This is a genomic window from Labedaea rhizosphaerae (assembly GCF_004362825.1).
Lineage (GTDB): Bacteria > Actinomycetota > Actinomycetes > Mycobacteriales > Pseudonocardiaceae > Labedaea > Labedaea rhizosphaerae.
This window is the reverse complement of sequence record NZ_SNXZ01000002.1, coordinates 1,578,869-1,602,139: the sequence shown is the minus strand read 5'-3', so window position 1 is coordinate 1,602,139 and position 23,271 is coordinate 1,578,869. Positions and strand designations below refer to the sequence as shown.

At 70.0% G+C, this 23,271-nt stretch carries 23 protein-coding genes; 6 read left to right on the top strand and 17 right to left on the bottom strand.

Features of this window, described 5'->3' with window-relative positions; translation table 11 throughout:
- Positions 1-11 precede the first annotated feature (11 nt).
- The 7 genes from EV186_RS16880 to uraH form a co-directional block, all read right to left on the bottom strand.
- The gene (locus EV186_RS16880) at positions 12-1,451 is read right to left on the bottom strand and encodes an NCS2 family permease (protein WP_133850150.1); all 1,440 of its coding nucleotides are present in this window, start codon (positions 1,449-1,451) and stop codon (positions 12-14) included.
- Between the two features lie 114 nt (positions 1,452-1,565).
- Complete coding sequence (locus EV186_RS16875) at positions 1,566-2,048, bottom strand: nucleoside deaminase (protein ID WP_133850149.1); 483 nt, start codon at positions 2,046-2,048, stop codon at positions 1,566-1,568.
- A gap of 8 nt (positions 2,049-2,056) precedes the next feature.
- Entirely contained in the window at positions 2,057-4,345 is a 2,289-nt protein-coding gene (gene pucD / locus EV186_RS16870; RefSeq protein ID WP_133850148.1) for a xanthine dehydrogenase subunit D, read from the bottom strand.
- The gene (locus EV186_RS16865) at positions 4,342-4,815 is read right to left on the bottom strand and encodes a (2Fe-2S)-binding protein (RefSeq protein WP_133850147.1); all 474 of its coding nucleotides are present in this window, start codon (positions 4,813-4,815) and stop codon (positions 4,342-4,344) included. Before EV186_RS16865 ends, pucD begins: the two co-directional genes overlap by 4 nt.
- Positions 4,806-5,678, bottom strand: coding sequence for an FAD binding domain-containing protein (locus EV186_RS16860; protein WP_133850146.1), 873 nt, complete (start codon positions 5,676-5,678; stop codon positions 4,806-4,808). Before EV186_RS16860 ends, EV186_RS16865 begins: the two co-directional genes overlap by 10 nt.
- Before the next feature lie 6 nt (positions 5,679-5,684).
- Positions 5,685-6,557 carry a factor-independent urate hydroxylase gene (gene pucL, locus EV186_RS16855; RefSeq protein WP_133850145.1) on the bottom strand — a complete coding sequence of 291 codons (873 nt, stop codon included), beginning with the start codon at positions 6,555-6,557 and terminating at the stop codon, positions 5,685-5,687.
- Positions 6,558-6,587: 30 nt separating this feature from the next.
- Positions 6,588-6,887 (bottom strand): hydroxyisourate hydrolase, encoded by a 300-nt coding sequence (gene uraH, locus EV186_RS16850; protein WP_133850144.1) that lies wholly within the window; start codon positions 6,885-6,887, stop codon positions 6,588-6,590.
- Between the two features lie 160 nt (positions 6,888-7,047).
- Between uraH and EV186_RS16845 the strand changes: the two genes are divergently transcribed.
- Both EV186_RS16845 and EV186_RS16840 read left to right on the top strand, forming a co-directional pair.
- Positions 7,048-8,598 carry a helix-turn-helix domain-containing protein gene (locus EV186_RS16845; RefSeq protein ID WP_133850143.1) on the top strand — a complete coding sequence of 517 codons (1,551 nt, stop codon included), beginning with the start codon at positions 7,048-7,050 and terminating at the stop codon, positions 8,596-8,598.
- 277 nt (positions 8,599-8,875) lie between these two features.
- Positions 8,876-9,997 (top strand): HNH endonuclease signature motif containing protein, encoded by a 1,122-nt coding sequence (locus tag EV186_RS16840; RefSeq protein ID WP_166659201.1) that lies wholly within the window; start codon positions 8,876-8,878, stop codon positions 9,995-9,997.
- Between the two features lie 25 nt (positions 9,998-10,022).
- Here EV186_RS16840 and EV186_RS16835 read toward each other — a convergent pair whose 3' ends face one another.
- A complete protein-coding gene (locus EV186_RS16835) occupies positions 10,023-10,487 on the bottom strand; it encodes an HAD domain-containing protein (protein WP_208115623.1) in 465 nt (154 codons plus the stop codon).
- A gap of 92 nt (positions 10,488-10,579) precedes the next feature.
- Here EV186_RS16835 and EV186_RS16830 point away from each other — a divergent pair, with 92 nt between their 5' ends.
- The 3 genes from EV186_RS16830 to EV186_RS16820 are packed head-to-tail and all read left to right on the top strand — an operon-like array spanning position 10,580 to position 12,169.
- Complete coding sequence (locus EV186_RS16830) at positions 10,580-11,179, top strand: sulfite oxidase-like oxidoreductase (RefSeq protein WP_133850141.1); 600 nt, start codon at positions 10,580-10,582, stop codon at positions 11,177-11,179.
- A complete protein-coding gene (locus tag EV186_RS16825; protein ID WP_133850140.1) occupies positions 11,149-11,892 on the top strand; it encodes a ferredoxin reductase in 744 nt (247 codons plus the stop codon). Before EV186_RS16830 ends, EV186_RS16825 begins: the two co-directional genes overlap by 31 nt.
- 19 nt (positions 11,893-11,911) lie before the next feature.
- Positions 11,912-12,169: a DUF6510 family protein gene (locus EV186_RS16820; protein WP_133850139.1), complete on the top strand. Its 258-nt coding sequence runs from the start codon at positions 11,912-11,914 to the stop codon at positions 12,167-12,169.
- On the opposite strand, the gene EV186_RS16815 is transcribed toward EV186_RS16820, so the two are convergent.
- Positions 12,162-12,971: an NAD(P)H-binding protein gene (locus EV186_RS16815; RefSeq protein ID WP_133850138.1), complete on the bottom strand. Its 810-nt coding sequence runs from the start codon at positions 12,969-12,971 to the stop codon at positions 12,162-12,164. The genes EV186_RS16820 and EV186_RS16815 overlap by 8 nt on opposite strands.
- A gap of 48 nt (positions 12,972-13,019) precedes the next feature.
- Between EV186_RS16815 and EV186_RS16810 the strand changes: the two genes are divergently transcribed.
- Positions 13,020-13,400 (top strand): winged helix-turn-helix transcriptional regulator, encoded by a 381-nt coding sequence (locus EV186_RS16810; protein ID WP_133850137.1) that lies wholly within the window; start codon positions 13,020-13,022, stop codon positions 13,398-13,400.
- 175 nt (positions 13,401-13,575) lie between these two features.
- On the opposite strand, the gene EV186_RS16805 is transcribed toward EV186_RS16810, so the two are convergent.
- The 8 genes from EV186_RS16805 to EV186_RS16770 all read right to left on the bottom strand — a co-directional run bounded on the left by EV186_RS16805 (position 13,576) and on the right by EV186_RS16770 (position 23,268).
- Entirely contained in the window at positions 13,576-14,772 is a 1,197-nt protein-coding gene (locus tag EV186_RS16805; protein WP_133850136.1) for a hypothetical protein, read from the bottom strand.
- 57 nt (positions 14,773-14,829) lie between these two features.
- Positions 14,830-16,737, bottom strand: a complete 1,908-nt coding sequence (locus EV186_RS16800) for a family 20 glycosylhydrolase (protein WP_133850135.1) — start codon at positions 16,735-16,737, stop codon at positions 14,830-14,832.
- Positions 16,738-16,827: 90 nt separating this feature from the next.
- Entirely contained in the window at positions 16,828-18,636 is a 1,809-nt protein-coding gene (gene iolD / locus EV186_RS16795) for a 3D-(3,5/4)-trihydroxycyclohexane-1,2-dione acylhydrolase (decyclizing) (protein ID WP_133850134.1), read from the bottom strand.
- Between the two features lie 5 nt (positions 18,637-18,641).
- Entirely contained in the window at positions 18,642-19,526 is an 885-nt protein-coding gene (gene iolB / locus EV186_RS16790; RefSeq protein WP_133850133.1) for a 5-deoxy-glucuronate isomerase, read from the bottom strand.
- On the bottom strand, positions 19,523-20,413 hold the full coding sequence (locus tag EV186_RS16785; RefSeq protein WP_133850311.1) for a Cgl0159 family (beta/alpha)8-fold protein: 891 nt from the start codon (positions 20,411-20,413) through the stop codon (positions 19,523-19,525). The genes iolB and EV186_RS16785 overlap by 4 nt, the downstream gene beginning before the upstream one ends.
- A gap of 136 nt (positions 20,414-20,549) precedes the next feature.
- Positions 20,550-21,479: a 5-dehydro-2-deoxygluconokinase gene (gene iolC / locus EV186_RS16780; protein WP_133850132.1), complete on the bottom strand. Its 930-nt coding sequence runs from the start codon at positions 21,477-21,479 to the stop codon at positions 20,550-20,552.
- Positions 21,476-22,252 carry an ATP-binding cassette domain-containing protein gene (locus tag EV186_RS16775; protein ID WP_133850131.1) on the bottom strand — a complete coding sequence of 259 codons (777 nt, stop codon included), beginning with the start codon at positions 22,250-22,252 and terminating at the stop codon, positions 21,476-21,478. Before EV186_RS16775 ends, iolC begins: the two co-directional genes overlap by 4 nt.
- Positions 22,249-23,268: an ABC transporter permease gene (locus EV186_RS16770; protein WP_243754069.1), complete on the bottom strand. Its 1,020-nt coding sequence runs from the start codon at positions 23,266-23,268 to the stop codon at positions 22,249-22,251. Before EV186_RS16770 ends, EV186_RS16775 begins: the two co-directional genes overlap by 4 nt.
- Positions 23,269-23,271: the final 3 nt, after the last annotated feature.

Below are 23,271 nucleotides of genomic sequence, written 5' to 3'. Positions count from 1 at the left end.
GACTCCTTCCCTTACGTGATCAGGCTTTCGATGCCGTTGACGCCGAAGTAGGCGGCGAAGACGGCGGCCAGGATCGTGAGCAGCCAGCCGGCCTCACGCCAGCGGCCCTTGCAGGTCTTGACCAGCACGAACGCGATGAGGCCCGCGCCGACGCCGTTGGTGATGGAATAGGTGAACGGGATGACCGCCGCGGTCAGGAACACCGGGATCACGAAATCCGTGTCCTGCCAAGGGATGTTGCGGCACTGGGCCATCATCATCGCGCCGATCACGACCAGCGCCGGAGCCGCGGCCTGGGCCGGCACCACCGACACGATCGGGGTGAACAACAACGTCGCCGCGAACAACAACCCGGTCACCACGCTGGCCAGGCCCGTGCGGGCACCTTCACCGACCCCCGTGGCCGACTCCAGGAACACCGTGTTCGGCGACGAACCGCTGACCCCACCCATCACGGCACCCGCACCGTCGACGACCAGGATCCGGCCCATCCGCGGCACGCGACCGTTCTTCGACAACCCGGCTTCTTCGGAGACGCTGGTGATGGTGCCCATCGCGTCGAAGAACCCGGACAGCACCAGCGTGAACAGGAACACCGTCGCGGCGATGGGGCCGGCCGAGACGAACCCGCCGAAGAGGTCGACGTGCCCGAACAACCCGAAGTCCGGCGCGGCGACCACACTGGACGGGACGTGCGGCTCCACCAGACCCCAGCCGCTGACGTGGAACACCTGGTTCAGCACGATCGCGAGCACGGTGGCCGCGCCGATGCTGATCAGCACCGCGCCGGGCATCTTCCGTGCGGTCAGCACGGTCATCAGCAGCAACCCGAGGCAGAACACCGCGATCGGCCAGCCCGACAGGTGCCCGTCGAGGCCCAGCCGCACGGGGACGGTGGAGTTCGCCGCGTCCGGCATGCGGGTCACGAACCCCGCGCTGACCAGCCCGACCAACGCCAGGTAGAGCCCGATGCCCACGGTGATCGCGGTCTTGAGCGGCCGCGGGATCGCGTCCATGATCCGTTGCCGGACCCCGCTGACCGCCATCAGCACGATGCACACGCCTTCGAGCACGACGAGCCCGAACGCCTGCGCCCATGTCATCTCCGGGGCCATCTGGAACGCGACGATCCCGTTGATGCCCAGGCCCGCGGCCAGGGCGAGCGGCGCGTTGCCGACCAGTCCCATGAGGACGGTCATCACGGCGGCGGCGAGCGCGGTGGCCGTGGTGACCTGGCCGGGGCTCAGCTTCGCGCCGGTGATGTCGGCGGACGCGCCGAGGATCAGCGGGTTGAGCAGCACGATGTAGGCCATCGCGACGAACGTGGTGAGACCGCCGCGCACTTCGCGGCCGACGGTGGAGCCACGCTCACGGATGGCGAAGAGCCGTTCCGCGAGCGACTTCGGTGGTGCCGGTGGGGTGGTGGACGGGGCCGAGAGGAGCTGGGTCATGGGGACCTTCCCTGCCGGTGGGCGTGCGACATCCGGCCGGGAGCCCGTGCGGCTCCCCGCCTGGTCGACGTTTGGAGTTTTTCTGGTGCTCCGGTCAGCACCGGGGATGTGGCGCTAGTACTCCACGCGTGCGGGGTGGTCGAGCCACGCCGTGAACGGCGCGGTTCCGTCCACCGTGGACAGCCGGGTGACCGGCATCGTCCAGCTCTCCCGCGGCTGGTCGAACAACTCGTAGAAGGCGAGGTCGTCGAAGCCGGCCTTGGCCGCGTCGTGGCGGTCACCGGCGAAGACCACGCGGTCGACCCGGGCCCACAGCGCCGAGCTCAGGCACATCGGGCACGGCTCGCACGACGACACGAGCACGCAACCTTCGAGGGAGAACGTGCCCAGGGCCTGGCAGGCCGCGCGGATGGCCACGACCTCGGCGTGCGCGGTCGGGTCCAGGTTGGCCGTCACGCGGTTGATCCCGGTCGCCACCCGTTCGCCGTCCTTCACCACGAGGGCACCGAAGGGCCCACCGCCGTTGGCGACGTTGTCGGTGGCGAGCCGGACCGCTTCGGCCAGCCACTCCGCTTCGATGTCGGTGTTCACCAGCATGATTCTCCTCAGGTACCGGTCAGGTGCTCGGGTTTGATGGGGACGCGGGGCAGCTCGAGGCCGGTGGCCGCGCGGATGGCGTTGGCGACGGCGGGCGTCGCGGAGATCGTGGGTGGCTCGCCGACACCACGCACGCCGTAGGGCGCGTGCGGGTCGGGTCGTTCGAGGATGTCCACCCGCATGGGCGGCATGTCGAGGATGGTCGGGATCAGGTAATCGGTGAACGACGGGTTGCGCACCACGCCGTCCGTCACCTGGATCTCCTCCATCACCGCGAGCCCGAGGCCCTGCGCCGAGCCGCCGTGGATCTGGCCGAGCACGGCGTCGGGGTTGATGGCCTTGCCGACGTCCTGGGCGCAGTCGAGCTGCACCACCTTGACCAGGCCGAGTTCGGTGTCGACGTCGACGACCGCGCGGTGGGCGGAGAAGCCGTACTGCACGTGGGCGTTGCCCTGACCGGTCTCCGGGTCGAGCGGGTAGGTCTTGCGGTGGTGGTACTCGCGGGTCTCCTCGATGACGTCCTCGCCCAGCAACTCGGCCAGGTCGGCGACCACGGCACCGTCGGCGGCGACCACCTTGCCGCCCGACAGGTTCGTGGCCTCGACGCCGAACCGCTCGGCGGCCAGCGCGTAGACCCGCTCGGCCACCGCCAGGCACGCGTTGCGCACCGCGCCGCCGGTGAGGTAGGTCTGCCGCGACGCCGAGCTGGACCCGGCGTCGCCGACGCTGGTGTCGCTGGTGTGCAACGTGATCCGCTCGACGCCGAGCTCGCTGCGGGCGATCTGCTGCTGCACGGTGACCAGGCCCTGGCCCACCTCGGCGGCGGCCGTGTGCACCAGGGCGGTGGGCTCGCCGCCGATCACCTGCAGCCGCACGCGCGCGGTGGAGTAGTCGTCCAGGCCCTCGGCGTAGGCGATGTTCTTGATGGTCACGCCGTACCCGATGCCGCGCACGACACCTTCGCCGTGGGTCGTGTTCGCCGCACCGCCGGGGAAGCCGAGCTCGTCGGTGTTCGGCGGCGGCAACGGCATGTCCCGCACGCGCCGCACCAGCTCGGCGACCGGCGCGGGGAAGTCGACGACCTGGCCGGTGACCGTGGTCGAGCCCTCGCTCATCGCGTTGCGGATGCGCAGTTCGGCCGGGTCCATGCCCAGGGCGGTGGCGAGCTTGTCCATTTGCGACTCGTAGGCGTAGGTCGGTTGCACCGCACCGAGGCCGCGCATCGCACCGCACGTCGGGTTGTTGCTGTAGACGCCCCAGCCCTCGATGTGCGCGTTCGGCACGTTGTACGGCCCGACGCTCAGCGTGGTGCCGTTGCCGACGACCACCGGCGTCTTGGACGCGTACGCGCCGCCGTCGAAGTACATGCGTGCCTTGACGTAGACGAGGTCACCATCCTTTGTGGCGCCGTGCTCGTAGTACATCCGCGCGGGGTGGCGGTGCACGTGCCCGAAGAACGACTCCTCGCGGTTGTAGCTCATCTTCACCGGGCGCCCGAGGTGCAGCGCGAGCATGCACGAGTGGACCTGCATGCTCAGGTCCTCGCGCCCGCCGAACGCGCCGCCGACACCCGAGAGCGTCAGCCGCACCTTCTCGACCGGCAGGCCCAGCGCGTGCGCGGTCTGCTTCTGGTCGACGTGCAGCCACTGGGTGGCCAGGTAGAGGTCGACGCCGCCGTCCTCGGCGGGTACCGCGAGACCCGCCTCGGGACCGAGGAACGCCTGGTCCTGCATGCCGAGCTCGTACACCCCCGACACCACGACGTCGGCTCGCGCGTCCGGGTCGCCCTTGACGATGCGCTGGTGGCGCACGACGTTCCCGTTCTCGTGCAGGCGCGGCAGGGTCTCGTCGTGCGCGGCCCGCTCCATGTCGGTGACCGGCTCCCACACCTCGTAGTCGACCTCGATCAGCTTGAGCGCCTGACGGGCGATCTCAGGGTGGTCGGCGGCGACCAGCGCGACCGGCTCGCCTTGGTAGCGCACGCGATCCTCGGCGAGCACCGGCGTGTCCTGGTGCTTGAGGCCGTAGGCGTTCTCGCCGGGCACGTCGGCGTGGGTGAGCACGGCGTGCACGCCGGGGTAGGCGAGTGCCTTCGCGATGCCGATGGACCGGATGCCGGCGTGCGGGTGCGGGCTGCGCAAAGTGGCGCCCCACACCATGTTCTCGTGCCACAGGTCCGAGGCGTAGGCGAACTCACCGCGCACCTTGAGCGTGCCGTCGGGGCGCTGCGGGCTCGCGCCGATGCCACCGGAGATCTTGTCGTCGAGGACCTGCGGAGACCTGGCCGGGGCGCTCACGTCGTCGCCTGCTTCCGCTCAACGGCGAGCCGAACCGCGTCCATGATCTTCTCGTAACCTGTGCAGCGGCACAGGTTCCCGGCCAGCGCCTCGCGGATCTGCGGGTCGCTGGGCGCCGGGTTGCGCTCGATCAGGTCGTGCGCGGCGACCAGCAGGCCCGGCGTGCAGAAGCCACATTGGACGGCGCCGGTGTCCAAGAAGGACTGTTGCACGCTGTCGAGCCGGTCGCCGTCCGCCAGACCTTCGACGGTCCGCACGTCGCCGCCCTCGGCCTGGCCGGCGGCGACCAGGCACGAGCACGCGGGCACGCCGTCGAGGTAGACCGTGCACGAACCGCATTCGCCTTGCTCGCAGGCGTTCTTGGACCCGGCAAGCCCGAGCCGCTCACGCAGCACGTAAAGCAGGCTCTCGCCGGGCCAGACGTCGTCGGCCGTGCGCTGCTTGCCGTTGACGGTGACGTTCACGCGCATGCGCGCCGCCCTCCTCCCAGGTGTTCGGACCAGGCCCAGCCAAGGGTGCGGCGGGCCAGCACGGCCAGGGCGTGGCGCCGGTAGGCGGCGCTGCCCCGGACGTCGTCGATGGGTGACGCGGCCTCGGCGACCAGCGCGCCGAAGCGGCGCAGCACCGAGTCCGCGAGCGGCTTGGGGGACTCCCAGTCCAGCTCGGTCGCGATGAATTCCTCGGCCTTGGTTGCCGGGCGCGGTGTGGGTGCGGCCGAACCGAGGCCGGTGCCGACCCGTTTTTGGTCAGGGTGCAAGGCCAGGCCGAAGGCGCAGACCGCGATCACCATCGCGTTGCGGGTGCCGACCTTGCTGAACTGCTGCGCGCCGGTCGCCGGGGCGATGTGCACGGCGGTGATCAGCTCGTCGGGCGCGAGGACGTTGCGCTTCACGCCGGTGTAGAAGTCCTTGACCGGCACCATCCGCGTGCCCCTGATGGAGGCGATCTCGACCTCGGCATTCGCCGCGAGCAGCGCCGGGTGCGAGTCGCCGGCCGGGGACGCGGCGCCGAGGTTGCCGCCGACGCTGCCGCGGTTGCGGATCTGCGGCGAGCCGACCGTGCGGGCGGCCATGGCCAGCCCGGGCAGCTCACGGCCGAGTTCGTCGATGATGCGGGCGTAAGGCACCGCCGCGCCGATGCGCACCTTGCCGTCCTGGCGGCCGTGTTCGTGCAATTCGACGATCCGGCCGAGGTCCAGCAGGGCCGCGGGCCTGCGGTGGTCGAAGTTCAGTTCGACCATCACGTCGGTGCCACCGGCGATCGGCACGGCGTCGGCGTGCTCGGCCTTGGCGGCCAGCGCCTCGGCGAGCGAATCGGGTCGGAAGAAGTCCATGGTTCGTCAGTCCCAGGCGGGGCCGGCGGGCGGCGCGTCGTCGCGCAGCACGGTGCCCTCGATCAGGCCGTACGGGCGGTCGGCGGCGTAGAAGACCTCGCCGGGGTTGTCCAGGCCGAACGGGCTCAGGTCGGACAGGAAGTGGTGCTTGTTCGGCAAGCTCAGCCGCACCTCGGCGATGGCCGGGTCGGTCTGCAGCACCCGCTCGCCCATGGCGTAGAGGGTCTGCTGCAGTGAGCGGCTGTACGTCCCGGCGAACGCGCTGAGCAGGCTCTTGCGGGCGGTCGAGTAGCTCGCGTCCCAGTCGGTTTCCGTGGTGCTGTGCCGCCAGGACGCGGTGACCGCCGTGGCCAGGATCCGGTCCTTGGTCTCGGCCAGCGTCGTGTACTGGTCGCGCGGGAAACCCCAGAACTCCGAGTCGGTCGAGTTCAGCACGGTCAGGTCGCTGATCCCGGACACGACCCATGCCTGCGTGCCGTCGTAGTGGACGGTCGCGGTCCGGGTGCCGTCGCCGCGGCGGGCGAACGAGTGCGGGGCTTCCTCGCCGTCGATCTCCAGGCGAGTCCACGAGAACTGCTCCAGCGTGACGCGGGCGTGGTGGATGGCCTCCTGCGAGTCGACGAAGTGCCGGGCCAGGCGCAGGCCGAACGCCTCGATCGAACCGATGCCGTCACGGGCGAAGGCGAAGACCGTGTTCTTCTGCGTGTCGGTGGCCAGCACCTTCTCGTTCGCGCCGGTCAGGTGCGTGTCGGTCATGTCGCCGGAGAGCGAGACGCTGACGTTGAGGTCGGTCAGCTCGTGCCGTGCGCTGTCCCGGTCGACCCGGACCAGGCGGACCTCGGCCTTGCCGTAGCGGTTCCCGCCGAGAACGATCGCCATCGGAGTTCTCCTTGCTCTGGTGTGGACGGCTCAGCTGCCCAGGTAGGTCGAATACGCGAAGGGGCTCAGCAGCAGCGGCATGTGGTGGTGCCGCCGCGGGTCGGTGACCTGGAACGTCACGGTGACCTCGGGGAAGAACGCACCGCGGGTGTCGAAGACCAGCCGGTGCACGCCGGACCCGGTCTCCCAGCCGGTGATCCGGCCGTCGGCGTCGGTGCGGTCGCGGGCGAGCAGGGTCCAGCCGCTGCCGTCGGCGCGCTCGAGGCGCACCCCGACGGCGTCCGCGGGGCGTCCGCTCGCCGCGTCCAGCACGTGCGTGGACAAGCTCATGTCAACCTCTGCGGTGGGGGATGGAGGTCGGCCGCGGCTTTCGGGGGTCTCCCGGACCGGCCTGTGAACCAGTACACATCGCCGCTCGCGTGGCCGACAGCGGCGGAAACGCCGAAACACCGAGGTCCCGGTGGGCTGCTTTTTGTGGTTTCCTCCAACCGTGCGACTGAGTGCTTTGCTGGCCGCCGAGCAGCTCGGCCTGCGGGTCCTGGTCGGCGAGGACCAGCTCGACCGGCAGTTCGAGCGCGTGTTCACCGCGACGCTGCGCGACCCCCGGCGCTACCTGACCGGCGGTGAGCTGGTGCTGAGCGGCATGGAGTGGTGGCAGACGCCGGAGGAATCGGAGGCGTTCGTCGCCGCCCTGGCCGACGCCGACGTGGCCGCGCTGGGGGCCGGCACCGCCGACCAGAGCAGCGGACCCGTGCCCGATCACATGGTGCAGGCGTGCCGGCGCCACCAGGTGCCGCTCATCGAGGTCCCGGTCACGGTGTCGTTCGCGACGATCAGCGAGCAGGTCGTGCTGTGGCTGGCCGCCGAGCGGGCCGAGCGGGTCCCCGGGGCCGGCCGGTTCCTCGACCGGTACCGCAAACTGGTGGCCGCGGTCGCCGAGGGCGGCGGGGTGTCGACGCTGCTCAGCGCGGGCGCGGCGGAGCTGGATGCGCCGTGCTGGGTGCTGGGGGCTTCGGGCCGGGTTGTTGCCGGTGCTGGTCCGTTGAGCGCGTCCGTGCGTGGTGTCCTGGCCGAGCGGTTCTTGCAGGCCGATCAGTTGCCCAAGGTCGTGCGGGTCGACGACCGGCCGGTGACGTTGTTGTCGGCCACGGCGCGGGCCAGCCACCGGGTGGTCTCGTGGTTCCTCGTCGTCGACGGTGACCACCAGGACTGGGATTCCGTGCGCCGGGAGCTGGCCGGCGAGCTGGCCACCTTGATCGGCTTGGAGCGGTCCCGGCTCGACGAGCAGCGGCGACTGGACGCGGTGGCCGCGTCGCCGGTGCTGCGACTGGCGGCCGGTTCGACCGGCGATGTCACGTCGCAGCTGCCGGAGCTGGACCTCGCGGCCGGGGACCCGGTGTGTGCGGTGTCCGCGTCCGTGCAGGGCGGAAGTCCCGGATTGGCCGCGGCTTTGTTGACGGAGTTGCTGGCGCCGTTCGGGCGGCGCGCGACGGTGGCGGAGGTGGAGGGGGAGACCTTCGGCGTAGCGCGGATCTCGCCGTCCGACGGGCTGGGGAGTTCTTTGGTGACCGACATCCGTGCCGCCGTTTCCGTTTTGGACGTGGCACTGGGTTCGGCTCGGTTGGCGGTGGGGGCCAGCCGGTTGGTGGATGCGGCCAACTTGCGTTCAGCTGTGCACGAGGCCCGGCACGCGCGAAAGCTCGCCGAATTGTCGCCCGGCCGTACGACTGTGGTCGCCGGCGACGATGTGGCGTCGCATTTGTTGTTGTTGGCTGCGGTGCCGGAGGATTTGCGGGCTTCGTTCCGGTCTCGGGTGTTGGGGCCGGTGCTGGAGTACGACGCGGCGCATCGGTCGGAGCTGGTGCGGACGTTGCGGGTGTTCTTGCGGAATTCCGGGTCGTGGACGCAGACTGCTGCTGATCTGCATGTGCATGTGAATACGTTGCGGTATCGGATTGGGCGGGTGGCTGAGTTGACTGGGCGGGATTTGTCTTTGTTTCCTGATCGGGTGGATTTGTATTTGGCTTTGGATCAGGATTAGTACTCGTTTTGCTCAACCTCGGGCTCAATTGTTTAACACGAGGGTTCCAGCGTCAAGGGCGCCTTCGGCGTCGGCTTCGCCGATTGCTTCGCAACCCTTGACCCTGGAACCCTCGTGCTAAAGGGCGCCCGGACGAGGTTGAGGGGGCGGTGTGGTGTTCGTCTTTCGTAGGTTGCGTTGCCGGGCTGCGGTTGCGTTGTTTGTGTCGTTGGTTTGTTTGGCTTGAGCCCGGTTGGCGTTCGGCCGTTTGGCGGTATGTTGTGGTATGATTGGGTTTATGGATCTGGGGGAGCTTCAGTCGCTTGTCGCTGAACGTCGGCGGCTTGATTTGGCGATCCTGGATGCCATTTCCGTGGTGGACTGGCGTGAATCCGGATACTTGCATTTGTGGCAGTTCCTGATGGACGCGCTACGCGTGGGTCGACGCGAAGCCAAGCAGTTGGAGACTCAGGTTTCGCTGCTGTGCCCGAAGGTAGGCATCACCGGCCAACCCATCCCGGCGCGGTTGCCCGTCGCCCGGGCGGCGATGGCCGAGGGTGCGATCTCTACTGAGCACGTCACCCGGATCGCGAAGACGGTCGCGGCAGTGCCCGATGAGCACGCCGATCAGGTCGAGGCCGATCTGGCTGAGCTGGCGCGGGAGTTCAACCCTGCTCAGCTTGCCCGGCTGGGTAAGCGCATGGTCGATGCCCTGAATCCCGACGGTGACGAACCCGACGATCCCACCGTGGTCGAGGCCCAGAACATCCTGAGCCTGCAGGAGAACGAGGACGGCTCGGTCTCGGGCCGGTTCGAACTCGGCGCCGAAACCGCCGCTGTCCTGCGGCCGTTGCTGTCCTCACTGACCACGCCGCAGCCCGGTGATGACCGCACGCTGGTCGAGCGTCAGGGTGATGCGTTGGCGGAGGTGATCCGCTTCGCCGCCGACTCCGGCAAAGCCCCGATGGAGGGTGGCGAGCGTCCCCACATCGCGGTCACGGTCTCTCTGGAGGCTCTGCAGACCGCGATCGGCAAGGCCACTCTCGACGATGCCCGGTGGATGACTCCGGAGCAGGCCCGCCGGTTCGCTTGCGATGCGGAAATCATTCCGGTGGTGCTGGGTAGCAAGTCCCAGCCGATCGACATCGGCGAATCGAAACGCCTGGCTGACAAGCGATTGCGTAGAGCACTGGCCATTCGGGACCAAGGTTGCGCTGTCCCCGGGTGTGAACGAACACCGAACCGATGTCAAGCCCACCACGTACAACATTGGGTCGACGGAGGATTGACCAGGCTGGACAACATGGTGTTGGTGTGTCAATTCCACCATCGTCTGATCCACCATGCCGGTTGGCGGGTCCACATGACCAACGGCCTGCCCGTCTTCACCAAACCACCGTGGGCGGAGACCGCTGCCTGAGGTGAAGGGCAACAGTCGAACCCCGCTAGCGCTGCGAACCAAGCTGGCCCAGCCAAGCCTCGACCGTGGCCAGGTCTTCGAGAGTCAGGCCGATCGACGGATCGACGTGGTGTAGCAAGGCCGGGGCCGGGTGTGCGGCGGCGACCCAGTCGATGTCGGCAAATCCGAACTCGTCGTCGATCCAGACGAAGGGGCGCCCCGACGCATACCCAACTATGGTCTCCGTCTTCCACTGGAGCCGGCCGGGCGGGGCGGTCGAGGGCCCGGGCCAGCCGATCATCGGCAGCGGCGGCAGGCCCAGGATCGGCGCGATGCGCTCGTTGGCGTCTTCCATCCACGTCGTCGCCCAGACGAGTTCGCACGGCAGCGCCCGCAACAGCGGTCCGAGCGCCGGGTCGACCCGCGCGGGCAGAGAGCTGTCCTCGTCGTGGGTGCCGCCGAACGGGATCAGGGGGCCGTCCACGTCGAGGAAGAGGAGGGGGTCGGCCATGGTGCCCATCATCCTGGACCGGTGGCCCGGTCGACGAACGGCGGGTCGCGGTGTAGGCATGGACCACACGTGTTCGGAAGGGAGGGTGGGCGATGGCGATCGTGACACCTGGGTTCTTCGGGAAGCGGCGTGGCGCTGCGGACCGGCTGCCGCCGGGGCAGTACCTCGCCGATGACTTCCCGGTGCTCACCGCCGGCCCCACACCGGTCGTCCACACCGAGGACTGGGAGTTCACGCTCACCAACGAGGTGGGTGAGCGGCACACCTGGAACTGGCGCGAACTGCAGGCCCTGCCCGCCGAGACGCCCACCGTCGACATCCACTGCGTGACCAAGTGGTCCAAGTTGGACACCGCGTGGCGTGGGGTGTCGCTCGACGAGCTGTTCGCCGATGTCGACACGGCGGCCGACTACGCGATGGTCCACTCCTACGGCGGCTACACCACCAACCTGCCGCTCGAGGACCTGCTCGACGGCCAGGCCTGGATCGCCTACGAGTACGACGGCGAGGAACTGCTCGCCCAGCACGGCGGGCCGGCGCGGCTGCTCGTGCCGCACCTGTACTTCTGGAAGTCGGCGAAGTGGGTGCGCGACATCGAGCTGATGGTCACCGACGAGCCCGGCTTCTGGGAATCACTCGGCTACCACGACTACGGAGACCCATGGCTCGAACAGCGGTACCAGGGCGACTGACCTGGCGGGTCGCGACGCTGACCAAGGTCGCCGACGAGACCCCGACAGCACGCACCCTGACCTTCGACGTCCCCGGCTGGCCCGGCCACCTGCCCGGCCAGCACGTCGACGTGCGGCTCACCGCCGAGGACGGCTACTCCACGCAACGCAGCTACTCCATCGCCGAACCCGCCGACGGCGAGCACGTCGTGCTAACGATCCAGGAAGTGGCCGACGGCGAGGTGTCGCCCTACCTGACCAGGGCACTGCCGGTCGGCGGCCAGGTCGAGCTGCGCGGCCCCGTCGGCGGCTGGTTCGTCTGGCGGGACGCCGAGCCCGCGCCGGTACTGTTGGTGGCCGGCGGCTCGGGCATCGTCCCGCTGGCGGCGATGCTGCGCGCGCGTGCCGCGGCGGGCAGCCGGGTGCCGTTGCGGTTGCTGTACTCCGTGCGGTCGCCGGCCGAGCGGTTCTACGCGGACGAACTGCGCGGCGCGGCGACCGGCGGCGTCGACATCACCTACTTCTACACGCGGGAGGCGCCGCCGGACGATCCGCGCGGGGCCAAGCGGATCGGCCTCGCCGACCTCAACACCCACGCGTGGCCCGCCGACTTCGAACCATCCTGTTTCGTCTGCGGCCCAACGGGTTTCGTCGAGACGGTCGCGGACACGCTGATCGCGCTCGGCCACGACCCGCGCCGGGTGCGCACCGAACGCTTCGGACCCAGCGGATGAGAACCCAGCGGAGGCTGACATGACCTATGTGGACGGCAACGTGCTGGCTGGCCCGCTGGCCGAGGTGTTCGGCGTCGACTTCACCGCGGTGACGGGCACATGTGCCTCCTGCGGCTTCGCCGCCGCGCTCGCCACCTTGCGGGTCTACAGCACCGCGCCCGGCTTCGTGGCGCGGTGCCCGTCGTGCGAGGAGGTCGTGTTGCGGCTGGTGCGCACGCCGACCGAGGCGTGGGTGGACCTGCGGGGCGCACGCAGCCTGCGCGTCCCGCTCACCTGAACGCGGCGGTGTTGCCGGCCATCCACTCGGCGAAGGGACGCGGCGGGCGCCCGAGGACGCGTTCGACGTCCGGGCTCACCTGCTGTTCGACGGCGGTCGGGGCGCCGAGGATGTCGAGCGTGACGTCGGCGACCGGCTCGGGCATGACGGTGAGCATCCGCTCGCGGGCCTGCGTGCGGCTCAGCTCCACGAACCGCACCGGCTCGCCGAGCGCGTCCCCGATCGTCGCGGCCTGCTGCCTCGGCGAGATCGGTTCCGGGCCGGTCAGCGTGTAGTGGTTGCCCACGTGGCCGTCCTGGCACAGGGCCACTGCGGCGACCTCGGCGATGTCGCGCGGGTCGACGGCCGGAAGGGCGACGTCCCCGAACGGCGCCGCGACCACCCGCTCGGCGCGCACGGTCGCGGCCCACTGCAAGGCGTTCGAGGCGAAGTTGCCCGGCCGCAGGATCGTCCACGCCAGACCCGAGCTCTTCACCGCCGCTTCCAGGTGCGACGGGTGGCGGCCCGTCGCAACGCCTTGCGAGGACAGGAATACCACGCGCTCGACCCGGGATGCCACCGCCAGGACGGCCGGGAGGTCGCCGTGGGCCAGGAAGTCCGGTGGGGTCAGGAGGAACAGGGCGTCGGCGCCGTCGAGGACGGGCACGAGGGTGTCCGGCTCGGTGAGGTCGGCCTGCCGGAATCGGGCTCCAGGCAGCTCGACGGGTTTGCGGGCCACGGCGGTCACCTCCTCGCCCGCTTCGACGAGGGCCTGTACGAGGGGTTGTCCGACATTGCCGGAAGCTCCGGTCACTACGATCATGGTCGCCACGGTACTGTCGGCGGGGTAGTAGGTACCTAGAGGAAAGTAATGGGTGACGTGGCCAAGACCACAGCTCCGGAGCAGGCGTGCCCGATCGCCCCGGTGGTCGACATCGTGTTCAGCCGGTGGACGACGCCGATCCTGTGGACGCTCAACGAGTTCGGGCGCCAGCGGTTCGGGGAACTGGAGCGGCGCATCACCACGATCACCCCGAAGGTGCTGACCCAGCGGCTGCGGCAGCTCGAGCGCGACGGGCTGGTCGTGCGCACCTACCACGCGGAGGTCCCGCCTCGGGTGGAGTACGAGATCAGCGAACTGGGCCGCAGCCTCGCGCCCCTGTTCGCCGCTCTGGCGAACTGGTCGGTCAACCTCGACAAGGTCGACCAGGCCCGCCGCGACTACGACGACAGCGGACGACCCCGGCCCTGAGCCGGCACCCGCGACCGCCCTGAATGGCCCATTCGGGGCGGTCAGCGTCCCGAATGCGACATTCAGGGCTTTGGCGGGGACGGGGAGCTGGCGTTGGTGAGCAGGATCTGGGGCCGACCCGAGCCGTCCGCGGCCGACGCGTAGCCAGGGTCGCGGGTGCCGGTACCGCAGGACCTCAGCCGTCGTAGCTGGCCTGGGTGAAGGCGAACACGTTGCGGTTGCCCTTGGTCTCCTGCAGCGTCCACAGCAGATCGGCCTGCGTGGCGTCCTCCCAGTACGACATGCTTTCGCCGCCGCCGATCCAGGAGTACGTGTGCGAGCCGGCGGTGGGCGTCCAGTAGTACAGCTGCTTCTGCCCGGACGAGTTGAACCACCAGCGGCCGTTGTGCGAGGCGACGCCGTTCAGGTTGTACCAGGGCAGCTGGAGTGCCTGCGACGACGTGGTCGACGCGGCGAAGATCCCGCCGGTGCCGAACGGGTAGCGGATCGCGCGGGGTGCGCGCTTCGGGTAGTCGCTGCACGACTGGCACGTGTACTCGACCATGACGATCGACTTGCTCACGCGGTCCAGTGAGATCGACGACCACGCCAGCGCCGTGCCCGACGTGGTGTTCGACGTGATGGTGCCGATCTGCGGCAGCACGTACGCGTAGTTGTGCGCGTAGTAGGTGTTGCCGGTCTGGTGGCCGATCTGGTCGGCGGTCCCGCCGGTGTTGGTCTTGAGGATCTTGCGCATGTCGAACACGCGCATGCCGTGCCCGGTGTCGGCGACGTAGAGGTAGTCGCCGTACCAGGAGACGCCGCCCGCGTGGATCGGGATGTCCTTGAAGTCGGGGTTGGTGGCGTCGCCGGTCGGCTGGACGAGCAGCACCTTGCGGTACTTGTTCGGGTAGGTCGCGTCCCAGTCGACCATGGTGATCCGGCTGCGGGTGGTCGCGCCGTCGCAGCCGTCCTTGGTGTACCAGCTCACCACGACCAGTTGGTGGCCGTCGTAGGTGCCGCTGTTCGTGGTGCCCACGGCGTCGCGGGTGGTCGTGATGCCCTGCGGGTAGTTCGTGCAGTCGCCGTTGTCACCGCTGTCGAACTGGAACCCGCCGGACAGGCCGTTCACCGACACCGAGCCCAGCGCGGTGCGGTCGTGGTTGGCGTTGTCCATGACCGTGTGCACCGGTGCGGTGCCGACCCTGGAGATCAGGGCCGCGTTGATCGTGTCGAACTGGTGGTAGTTCGCGCTCAGGGTGAACTGGCTGGTGGGCAGGTTGGTCGGCGCGGCGGACAGGGCGGGCGTCGGCGCCGCCGACGCGGAGGTGGCGAGCACCCCCAGACCCAACGCGGCGGCGGCAGTGATGGCGACGATCGCACGACGCTTCATGGCCGGATACGTTATTGCCTAACGTTGTACAGAGGCAATGTGTTGACGACAAACGGACTAGCGGTACACCTCGAATTCGTACAAGGAGAACCCCCACGTCGTCGCCCGGTCCACGCCCTGCATGCGCACGTAGCGGCCGGTGCCGTCCAGACCGGTGAGGTCGTCGGTGCCACCATCGCTGGTCGACGTCTGGTAGATGGGGGTCCACGTCACGCCGTCGGCCGAGGTCTCGATGCGGTAGGCCGTGCCGTACGCGGCCTCCCAGCGCAGCACCACCCGGCTGATGTGCTCGGTGCGGCCGAGGTCGACGGTGAGCCACTCGGTGTCGGTGTAGCCGCTGGACCAACGGGTCGCGGGGTCGCCGTCGGTGGCGTTCCACGCGGGGAAGTCGGCGGTCTCGATGCTCGACGCGGTGACCGGCCGGTTGTAGGCGAGGTCGCCGGCGGGCGCGGTCACCGGCCACGCGGGGTTGTGCCCGACCCGGCCGATGAGGCCGCTGAACTCGGCGTAGGTCGCGACCGGTTTCGGCGAGCCCCACACCTGCTGGGTGAGCATCCGCAGCGGGTCGCGGATCCCGGCGGCCACCTGCTCCTGCGTCTGCGCGTTGGGGTTGTCGCACCAGACGTGGATCACCGAACCGAGGTTGGCGCCCGCATCCGTGATGGTTTGGTTGCCCTGGAACAGATCGCGCTGCCAGGTCTCGTAGCCCCACGTGACGTTGATGCGGCCGCCGCCGAGCACGTAGTACGTCGGATCCCAACTGTCGTTGGCGATCCGGTACCCGCGGTCGATGAGCGCCTGCGGGGAAAGGCTGTAGTTGTACCAGAACTCCACGACGATGTTGCGGTCCGGCGCCAGGGTGCCGTCGCCGGCCTTGATGCCGTCGTTCCACATGCGCGTGGTCTTGCCCGCCGCACGCACGATCCCGTTGGCCCAGTTGACGAAGCCGTAGAAGGTGTCCTTGGCCGTCGCGTTGGGACCGTAGTGGGCGCGGGCGTAGTCGAGCAGCTGCGGGTAGGCCGCGTAGTTGGTGACGTACTCGTCGGCGCCGATGTGGAAGTACGGGCCGGGGAACAGCGGCAGGTACTCGTCGTAGATGTCCTTGAGCAGCGTGTATGCGCCCGGCTTCGACAGGTCGATGAAGCCGTTGTTCACGGTTCCACTGGCGGACACCAGCTTCAGGTCCGGGTGCTGGGCCAGCACGGTGTCCATGTGGCCGGGCGCGTCGAACTCGGGCACCACCGTGACGTGGTAGCGCGCGGCGAGCGCGATCAGGTCGCGGACCTCCTGCTTGGTCAGGTGCTGCGGCGACACGTACTCCGGGTGCTTGTCGCTCTCGATGCGGAACCCGAGGTTGTCCGAGAGGTGCAGGTGCAGGTAGTTCAGCTTGAGGTAGGCCAGTTCCTTGACGTGGTCACGCAGCCAGGCCGCGGTGAAGAACTTGCGGCCGTCGTCGATCATCAGGCCGCGCTCGGCCTTGACCGGCCAGTCGCGTGCCGTGCCGCGTGGGATCGACGTGGCCTGGTGCAGCAACTGCAGGACCGTCCGGGTGCCGTAGAAGGCGCCCGCGTCGGTGGTCGCGGTGATCGTGATCCGGTCGGTGATCGACAGCGTGTAGCCCTCGGTGCCCAGCGCGGGGTCGGCGCCGTGCCGGGTCAGGAAGATGTCGCCGGCCTGGACCGACGCGGTGGCGCCCAGCCGGTGCTTGACGCGGTTGCCGGTTAGCGCGGCGAGGTCGTCGGTGAGCACGGCGCTGGCGTTCGCGAGCGCCTGCCCATCGCGCGGATCGGTGACGACCCGGGTGGTGGCCGAGAAGTGGTACTCACCCGTGCCGCCGGCCCACTGCTGCAAGGCGGGAACGGTCGCGGGTGCGGCGTTGACCGGGTCCGCGCCCGCGTGCGGGGTCAGCACGGCCAACGGTGCGAGCACCATGGCGGCAACGGACAGACAGGCGCGCAGACGCATCGCAGCACTCCCTTGCTCCACCGGACGTGGTCTGAACCACTCTGGCGAGCCCGAGCGCGGAAGTCAACTGTTGATTGATTCAGCCCAGTTTCAAGCATCATTGCGCAGATAACGCACCTGCCGTGCCTTCTCGACGGGAACCTCCGGCACCCCGACCTCCCACCACGCGCCGGCCTCGGTCCACGACGAGGGGTGCGTCTTGATCACGACCACGGCCGGTCGCGTCGCCGCGGCTTCGCGTGCCTTGGCGTAGGCGCCGCGCAGGTCGTCGAGCGTGTCGGCGGTGAACGTCGCGCAGCCCTGCGCGGCCGCGTGCGCCGCGAAGTCGACCTTCGGCGGCTCGTCGAGGCCGGTGCGGCAGTCGTCGTACATGTTGTTGTAGGGCGCGCCGCCCTGGCCGCGCTGCAGCCGGTCGATCACCGCGTAGCCGCCGTTGTCGCACACCACGGCCACGAACCCGTGCCCGGCGAACGCGGCGGAGTACAGCTCGGCGTTGAGCATCAGGTACGAGCCGTCGCCGAGCAGCGTGGTGACCACGCCGGCCGGCCGGGCCATGGCCGCACCCCAGGCCCCGGCGAGCTCGTACCCCATGCAGGAGAAGCCGTACTCGACGTCCATTGTGGACTCGCCGGTGCCCCGCCAGCCGCCGATCAGCTCGCCCGGCAGCCCGCCGGACGCGGTCATCACGTAGTCGTCCGGCCCGGAGAGGTCGTTCACCACCCCGACCACCTGCGCGTACGTCGGCAACCCGTCGCCCGGTGCGCGCAGCGAGGTGATGTGCGCGTCCCACTTGGCCCGTTCCGCGGCCGCCCAGGACGTCCAGCCGGTCGCCACGCGTGGCGCGCAGTCCAGTTCGGACAGCACGGCCTTGACGTCGCCGACCACCGCGAGCGCGCCGTGCTTCACGGCGTCGAACCGCGCCGTGTTGATCGTGACCAGCCGCACGCCCGGGTTGAACACCGTCCACGACGCCGTGGTGAAGTCCTGCAGCCGGGTGCCGACCGCGATCACCACGTCGGCCTCGGCGGCCAGCGCGTTCGCCGACGCCGAGCCGGTGACGCCCAGTGGCCCGGCGTGCAACGCGTGCGTGTGCGGCACGAGCGTGCGGCCCGCGGTCGTCTCGGTGATCGGGATGCCGTGCGCCTCGGCGAACCGCACCGCCTCGGCCGTCGCGCCGGAGTAGCGCACGCCGCCACCCAGCACCAGCAGCGGCCGGGTGGCCTCGTCGATCAGCTCGGCGGCGGCCGCCAGCGCGGTCTTGTCCGGGCGCGGGCGCAACGGCCGGTGCACGACCGTCTCGAACAACGCCTCGGGGAACTCGAAGGACTCGGCTTGCACGTCCTGCGGCAACGCGAGCACCACCGGCCCGCAGTCGGCCGGGTCGGTGAGCACGCGCGCAACCTGGGGGAGGGTGTTGATCAGCTGCTCGGGCCGGGTGATCCGGTCGAAGTAGCGCGAGACGGCGCGGAACGCGTCGTTGACCGAGCTGCCGGGGTCGTCGAAGTGCTCGACCTGCTGCAGCACCGGATCCGGCGCGCGGCTGACGAACGTGTCGCCGGGCAGCAGGAGCAGCGGCAATCGGTTGGCGTGCGCGACCCCGGCCGCGGTCACCATGTTCAACGCACCCGGCCCGATCGACGACGTGACCACGCCGACCTGACGCCGGTGGGTCGCCTTCGCGTACCCGACCGCGGCCAGCGCCATGCCCTGCTCGTTCTGCCCGCGCCACACGGGAATCCGGTCGCGTTGTTCCTCGAGCGCGCGGCCCACGCCGAGCACGTTGCCGTGCCCGAAGATCGCCCACACCGCGGGGAACAGCGGCGCCTCGGTGCCGTCGGCCAGTTCGGTGCGCTGCGCGATCAGCCAGCGAACGAGCGCCTGCGCGGTGGTGAGCCTCATACCCGTCACTGTGCTGCTCTCCCTTGGGCCGAGGTGACCGGACAGCGTGGGTCCTGGGTCTGGCCGGCCCAGCTGTCGCGGACCCAGGTGTGCGCGGGGTCGTCGCAGTAGGCCATCGACCGCTCGTCGGCCGGGCCGGCGAGCACGTTCAGGTAGTACATGGGGTAGCCGGGCGCGGCCACGCACGGACCGTGGTACCCGCGTGGGATCAGGAAGACGTCCCCGTCGCGGACCGCGACGTCCTCGTCGATCTCGCCGTCGGCGGTGTAGGTGCGGTGCAGGCCGAAACCGTCCCGCGACGGCGTCACGGCGTCGCGGCCGGCGATCCGGAAGTAGTAGATCTCCTCGTTGACCACCTCGCACTCGGTGGCCTCGTCGTGCTTGTGCGGCGGGTACGACGACCAGTTGCCGTCCGGGGTGATCAGCTCGCACGCGCTGAGCTTGTTGGCGTGGTCCCACACGCCGGGCACGCCGAAGTTGGTCACCTGGCGGGTGGCGTTGCCCGAGCCGCGCACCTCGACCGGCACGTCCTCGGCCGGGCCGTACTTCGGGTCGAGCCTGCGGGTGCAGCGGGCCATGGGCAGGGCCAGTTCGCAGCCGGTCTCGCTGCTGAGCGTCACCTCGGCATCCCTTGGCAGGTAAGCGAAATCGGTGACCCGGGTGAACACCGAGTCCCGCCCCCGCAGGGTGAAGGTCACGCCGTCGACGGTCACCTCGCAGCCGCCGCGCAGCGGCAGTGCGAACGCCTCGAACTCGCCGGTGTGCAGCGTGCGGGGCGCGCCGATCGTCAGGACTCTCAGCCCGGTGTACGCCCAGCCCGCGTCCGCCGGCCGGAGGCGCACGGGGTCGGCCCCGTCGGCGATGGTCCCGTGTGGACGGTGCAGGGTCACCCGATCCTCCTCTTGCCAAGGACTTGGCCCGCCGCACGCACGGTCGCGGCGACGTCGCCGTCCGGTGGGTACAGCAGGGTGCGGCCGACGACGAGCCCGCGCACCACGGGGTGGTCCAGGGCCGCGCCCCAGGTGGCAAGGTCGGCGGCCGGGTCGCCGGAAGGCTGGCCACCCAGGACCACCACCGGCAGCGTGGTCGCGTTCAGGACCTCCGGAGTGGTCGCGGGCAGCTTCAGCCACGTGTACGCCGAGGTCCGGCCGAGCCCTGAGGCCACAGTCACCGCGCGGGCCAGGGCGGCGGCGTCGTCGCACAGGACGAGCCTGCCCTGCTCGTGGCGGTAGGGGAGCGGCTCGACCATCGCGGGCAGCCCGAGCCGCGCGAGCTCGGACACGGCTTCGGCGCAGGCCTGCAGCGTCGCCACCGTGCCGGGGTCGTCGTCGACGATGCGCAGCAGCATCTTGCCGCCGTCGAGACGGCACTCGCTGATCGACGCCGGGTCGTAGGCGGTGAACCGGTCGTCGATCTCCCAGCCGGCGCCCGCGAGCCCGCCGCGGTTCATCGACCCGATGACCACCTTGTCGTGCAAGGCATCCAGGAGCAGCAGCTCCTCGATGACGTCCGGCGTGCCGAGGACGCCGTCCACGGCCGGGTCGGCGAGCGCGACCAGCAGCCGGTCGAGCAAGTCGCGGCGGTCGGCCATGGCGAGCGGATCCTCGCCGACGGCCAGCGCACCACGGGCGGGGTGGTCCGCGGCGACGAGGAAAACCGTGCCCGCGTCGGACAGCAGGTCCCGGCGACGCCGCCGGTCCGCGTACGCCTCGGCCACCGCACGCGGACTGGTTGCTCTGGTGCGCAACAGGTCGGCCCAGTCCTTGTCGGAGATCATGGGCTGGTCGCTGATCACCGCGGACCCCGGTGGCGTTGTTCTCTTCGCTTCATGCGTCCAGTCTGGCGCCGATTTCGCGGCCGAAACCCCGCCGAGGCTGATCTGTGGACAACTGCCTGCCTGTGGACAACTCGGCTCACAGCAGCGCCTCGATCTCCGCCGGAGTCGGCATGGCGTCGGCACAGGCCAGCCGTCCGGCCACCAGAGCCCCGGCCACGTTGGCGTACCGCGCGATCTCGGCGGGCGCCCAACCCGACAGCAACCCATGCACGAGCGCGCCGCCGAAGGCGTCACCGGCGCCCAGGCCGCACACCACCTCGATGGGGTGTGGCGGGACCGTCCACATGCCGTCCGTGGTGGCCACCAGCACGCCGTCGCCGCCCTTCTTCACGATGGCCAGTTCGACGCCGTGGTTCAGCAGCCGCTCGGCCGCCGCCTCCGGCTCGGCGGTGCCGACCGCCACGTCGACCTCCGCTCGGTTGCCGACCACCACGCTCACGTGGTCGATCATCCAGCGGTACTCCGCGCGTGCGGCGGCCTTGTCGGCCCAGAACATCGGACGGTGGTCCAAGTCCAGCACCGTGTGCGTGCGGCGGCCCCGGCGCGTCAACATGGCCCGCTGAGTCGCCCGTGCGGGTTCCGCGCTCACGCCGGTGCCGGTCACCCACAGGACCGGTACGGACTCGACCACGTCCCACGGCACGTCGTCCTCGGTGAGGGTCAGGTCGGGGGCCGTGGGCAGCCGGTAGAACAGCAGGGGCGGGTCCTCCGGCGGGTTCAGCTCGCAGAACACCACCGGGGTCAGCAGGTCCGGGCTCGTGCCGACGTGGTCGGGGGAGACGCCGAACCCGGCCAGTGCCTCCCGCACGTAGGTGCCGAAGCCGTCCGGGCCGACCTTGGTGAGCACCGCCGACCGCCGGCCGAGCCGGGCGGCGGCGACCGCGACGTTGGTCGCGGTGCCGCCCAGCGACTTCGCGAACGTGGCCACCCGGCTCAACGGCACGCCGCTCTGCTCGGGGTAGAGGTCCACCCCGACCCGCCCGACCGTCAGCAGTTCCAGGCTCACGCCTGGGCCCGCAACTCGTGCTCCAGCGCCTCCAGTTCGGCGCCACCGGCCATCTGCCTGGTCAGTTCGTTGATGTCGATCTCCGACTTCTCGTACTGGCCGAGCGGAGCGCCTCGCTTGAGCAGCAGGAACCGGTCGGCGACCGGGTAGGCGTGGTGCGGGTTGTGCGTGATCAGCACGACGCCGAGCCCCCGGTCGCGGGCCTGCGCGACGTACCGCAACACCACGCCGGCCTGCTTCACGCCCAGCGCCGCCGTCGGCTCGTCGAGGATCAGCACCTTCGCGCCGAAGTGCACGGCACGCGCGATCGCCACGCACTGGCGTTCACCGCCGGACAGCGTGCCCACCGGCTGCTCGACGTCACGCAGGTCGATGCCCATGTCCGCCAACGCCTTGCGGGTGGTGGTGCGACCGGTCTTGCGGTCCAGCCAGCGGACCGGCCCGAACCCCTTCGTCGGCTCGGAGCCGAGGAAGAAGTTGCGCCACACCGACATCAGCGGAACCACCGCCAGGTCCTGGTAGACCGTGGCGATGCCGTGGTCGAGGGCTTCGCGTGGCGAGGAGAACCGCACCGGCTCGCCCTCGACCCGGAACTCGCCGCGGTCGTGCTGGTGCACCCCGGCGAGGATCTTGATCAGCGTGGACTTGCCCGCGCCGTTGTCCCCGAGCACGCAGGTGACCTCGCCCGCGTTGACCACAGTGGACACATCGCGCAACGCGATGACGGAACCGTAGGTCTTGCCGATGTCGACGACCTCGATCAAGGGGCTCATCGGCGCACCCTTTCCGCTCGTTTGCGCAGTCCGTTGTTCACCAGGACCGCGGCCAGCAGCATCACGCCGAGGAACAGTTGGAACCAGTCGTTGTTCCACTGCGCGTAGACGATGCCCTGGCGGGCCATGCCGAAGATCAGCGCACCGAGCGCCGCGCCGATCGCCGAGCCGAACCCGCCGGTGAGCAGGCAGCCGCCGATCACCGCCGCGATGATGTACTGGAACTCCAGCCCGATGCCCTGGTTGGCCTGCACGGTGGTGAACCGCAGGATGTTGATCGTCCCGACCAGCCACGCCGCGGTCGCCGTGCCCATGAAGAGCAGGATCTTCGTGCGCACCAACGGAACGCCGACCGCGCGGGCGCTGGGCGCGGACCCGCCGACCGCGAAGATCCAGTTGCCGAACCTGGTCCGCACCAGCAGCCACGCCGCCGCGGCGATCACGACGACCCACCACAGGATGGAGATCTGGAACTCCACGCCGCCGATGGTGAACGTCGACGCGAACAGGTAGCCGGCCCCGGCGTAACCGTCGGTGGACCGCATCCCCGACACCTGCACGGTGCCGGTGATCGCACGGGTGATGCCGAGGTTCAGGCCCTGCAAGGCCAGGAACGATCCCAGTGTCACGATGAAGCTGGGCAACCCGGTGCGCATCACCAGCCACCCGTTGAGCGCGCCCACGCCCAACGCGAACAGCAGCGACACCACGACGGCGGCCCACACGTTCCAGCCGTAGTGCGTGGACAGGGTCGCGGTGACCAGGGCCGTGGACGCGGTCATCACGCCCGCGGACAGGTCGAACTCGCCGCCGATCATCAGCAGCGCCACCGCGACCGCGACGATGCCGAGGGTCGCGGAGTCGTCCAGCCAGGTGGCGACCCCGCCGATGGTGGCGAACTGCTCGGTGACGACGGTGAAGAAGACGAACACCACCACCGCGCCGAGCAGCGCGCCGACCTCGGGCCGGACGATCAGCCGGTCGGTGAGACCCGACCGGCCGACCCGTTCGTCCACAGA

Excerpts from the sequence above, each read along its gene's own strand:
- EV186_RS16840 (WP_166659201.1), top strand. The coding sequence starts at position 8,876 with ATGGATCTGGGGGAGCTTCAGTCGCTTGTCGCTGAACGTCGGCGGCTT.
- EV186_RS16810 (WP_133850137.1), top strand. The coding sequence starts at position 13,020 with ATGGGTGACGTGGCCAAGACCACAGCTCCGGAGCAGGCGTGCCCGATC.
- pucL (WP_133850145.1), bottom strand. The coding sequence starts at position 6,557 with ATGGCGATCGTTCTCGGCGGGAACCGCTACGGCAAGGCCGAGGTCCGC.
- EV186_RS16825 (WP_133850140.1), top strand. The coding sequence starts at position 11,149 with ATGGCTCGAACAGCGGTACCAGGGCGACTGACCTGGCGGGTCGCGACG.
- EV186_RS16805 (WP_133850136.1), bottom strand. The coding sequence starts at position 14,772 with ATGAAGCGTCGTGCGATCGTCGCCATCACTGCCGCCGCCGCGTTGGGT.
- EV186_RS16775 (WP_133850131.1), bottom strand. The coding sequence starts at position 22,252 with ATGAGCCCCTTGATCGAGGTCGTCGACATCGGCAAGACCTACGGTTCC.
- EV186_RS16880 (WP_133850150.1), bottom strand. The coding sequence starts at position 1,451 with ATGACCCAGCTCCTCTCGGCCCCGTCCACCACCCCACCGGCACCACCG.
- EV186_RS16865 (WP_133850147.1), bottom strand. The coding sequence starts at position 4,815 with ATGCGCGTGAACGTCACCGTCAACGGCAAGCAGCGCACGGCCGACGAC.
- uraH (WP_133850144.1), bottom strand. The coding sequence starts at position 6,887 with ATGAGCTTGTCCACGCACGTGCTGGACGCGGCGAGCGGACGCCCCGCG.
- EV186_RS16815 (WP_133850138.1), bottom strand. The coding sequence starts at position 12,971 with ATGATCGTAGTGACCGGAGCTTCCGGCAATGTCGGACAACCCCTCGTA.
- EV186_RS16830 (WP_133850141.1), top strand. The coding sequence starts at position 10,580 with ATGGCGATCGTGACACCTGGGTTCTTCGGGAAGCGGCGTGGCGCTGCG.
- EV186_RS16820 (WP_133850139.1), top strand. The coding sequence starts at position 11,912 with ATGACCTATGTGGACGGCAACGTGCTGGCTGGCCCGCTGGCCGAGGTG.
- EV186_RS16860 (WP_133850146.1), bottom strand. The coding sequence starts at position 5,678 with ATGGACTTCTTCCGACCCGATTCGCTCGCCGAGGCGCTGGCCGCCAAG.
- iolD (WP_133850134.1), bottom strand. The coding sequence starts at position 18,636 with ATGAGGCTCACCACCGCGCAGGCGCTCGTTCGCTGGCTGATCGCGCAG.
- EV186_RS16875 (WP_133850149.1), bottom strand. The coding sequence starts at position 2,048 with ATGCTGGTGAACACCGACATCGAAGCGGAGTGGCTGGCCGAAGCGGTC.
- EV186_RS16800 (WP_133850135.1), bottom strand. The coding sequence starts at position 16,737 with ATGCGTCTGCGCGCCTGTCTGTCCGTTGCCGCCATGGTGCTCGCACCG.
- EV186_RS16835 (WP_208115623.1), bottom strand. The coding sequence starts at position 10,487 with ATGGCCGACCCCCTCCTCTTCCTCGACGTGGACGGCCCCCTGATCCCG.
- EV186_RS16785 (WP_133850311.1), bottom strand. The coding sequence starts at position 20,413 with ATGATCTCCGACAAGGACTGGGCCGACCTGTTGCGCACCAGAGCAACC.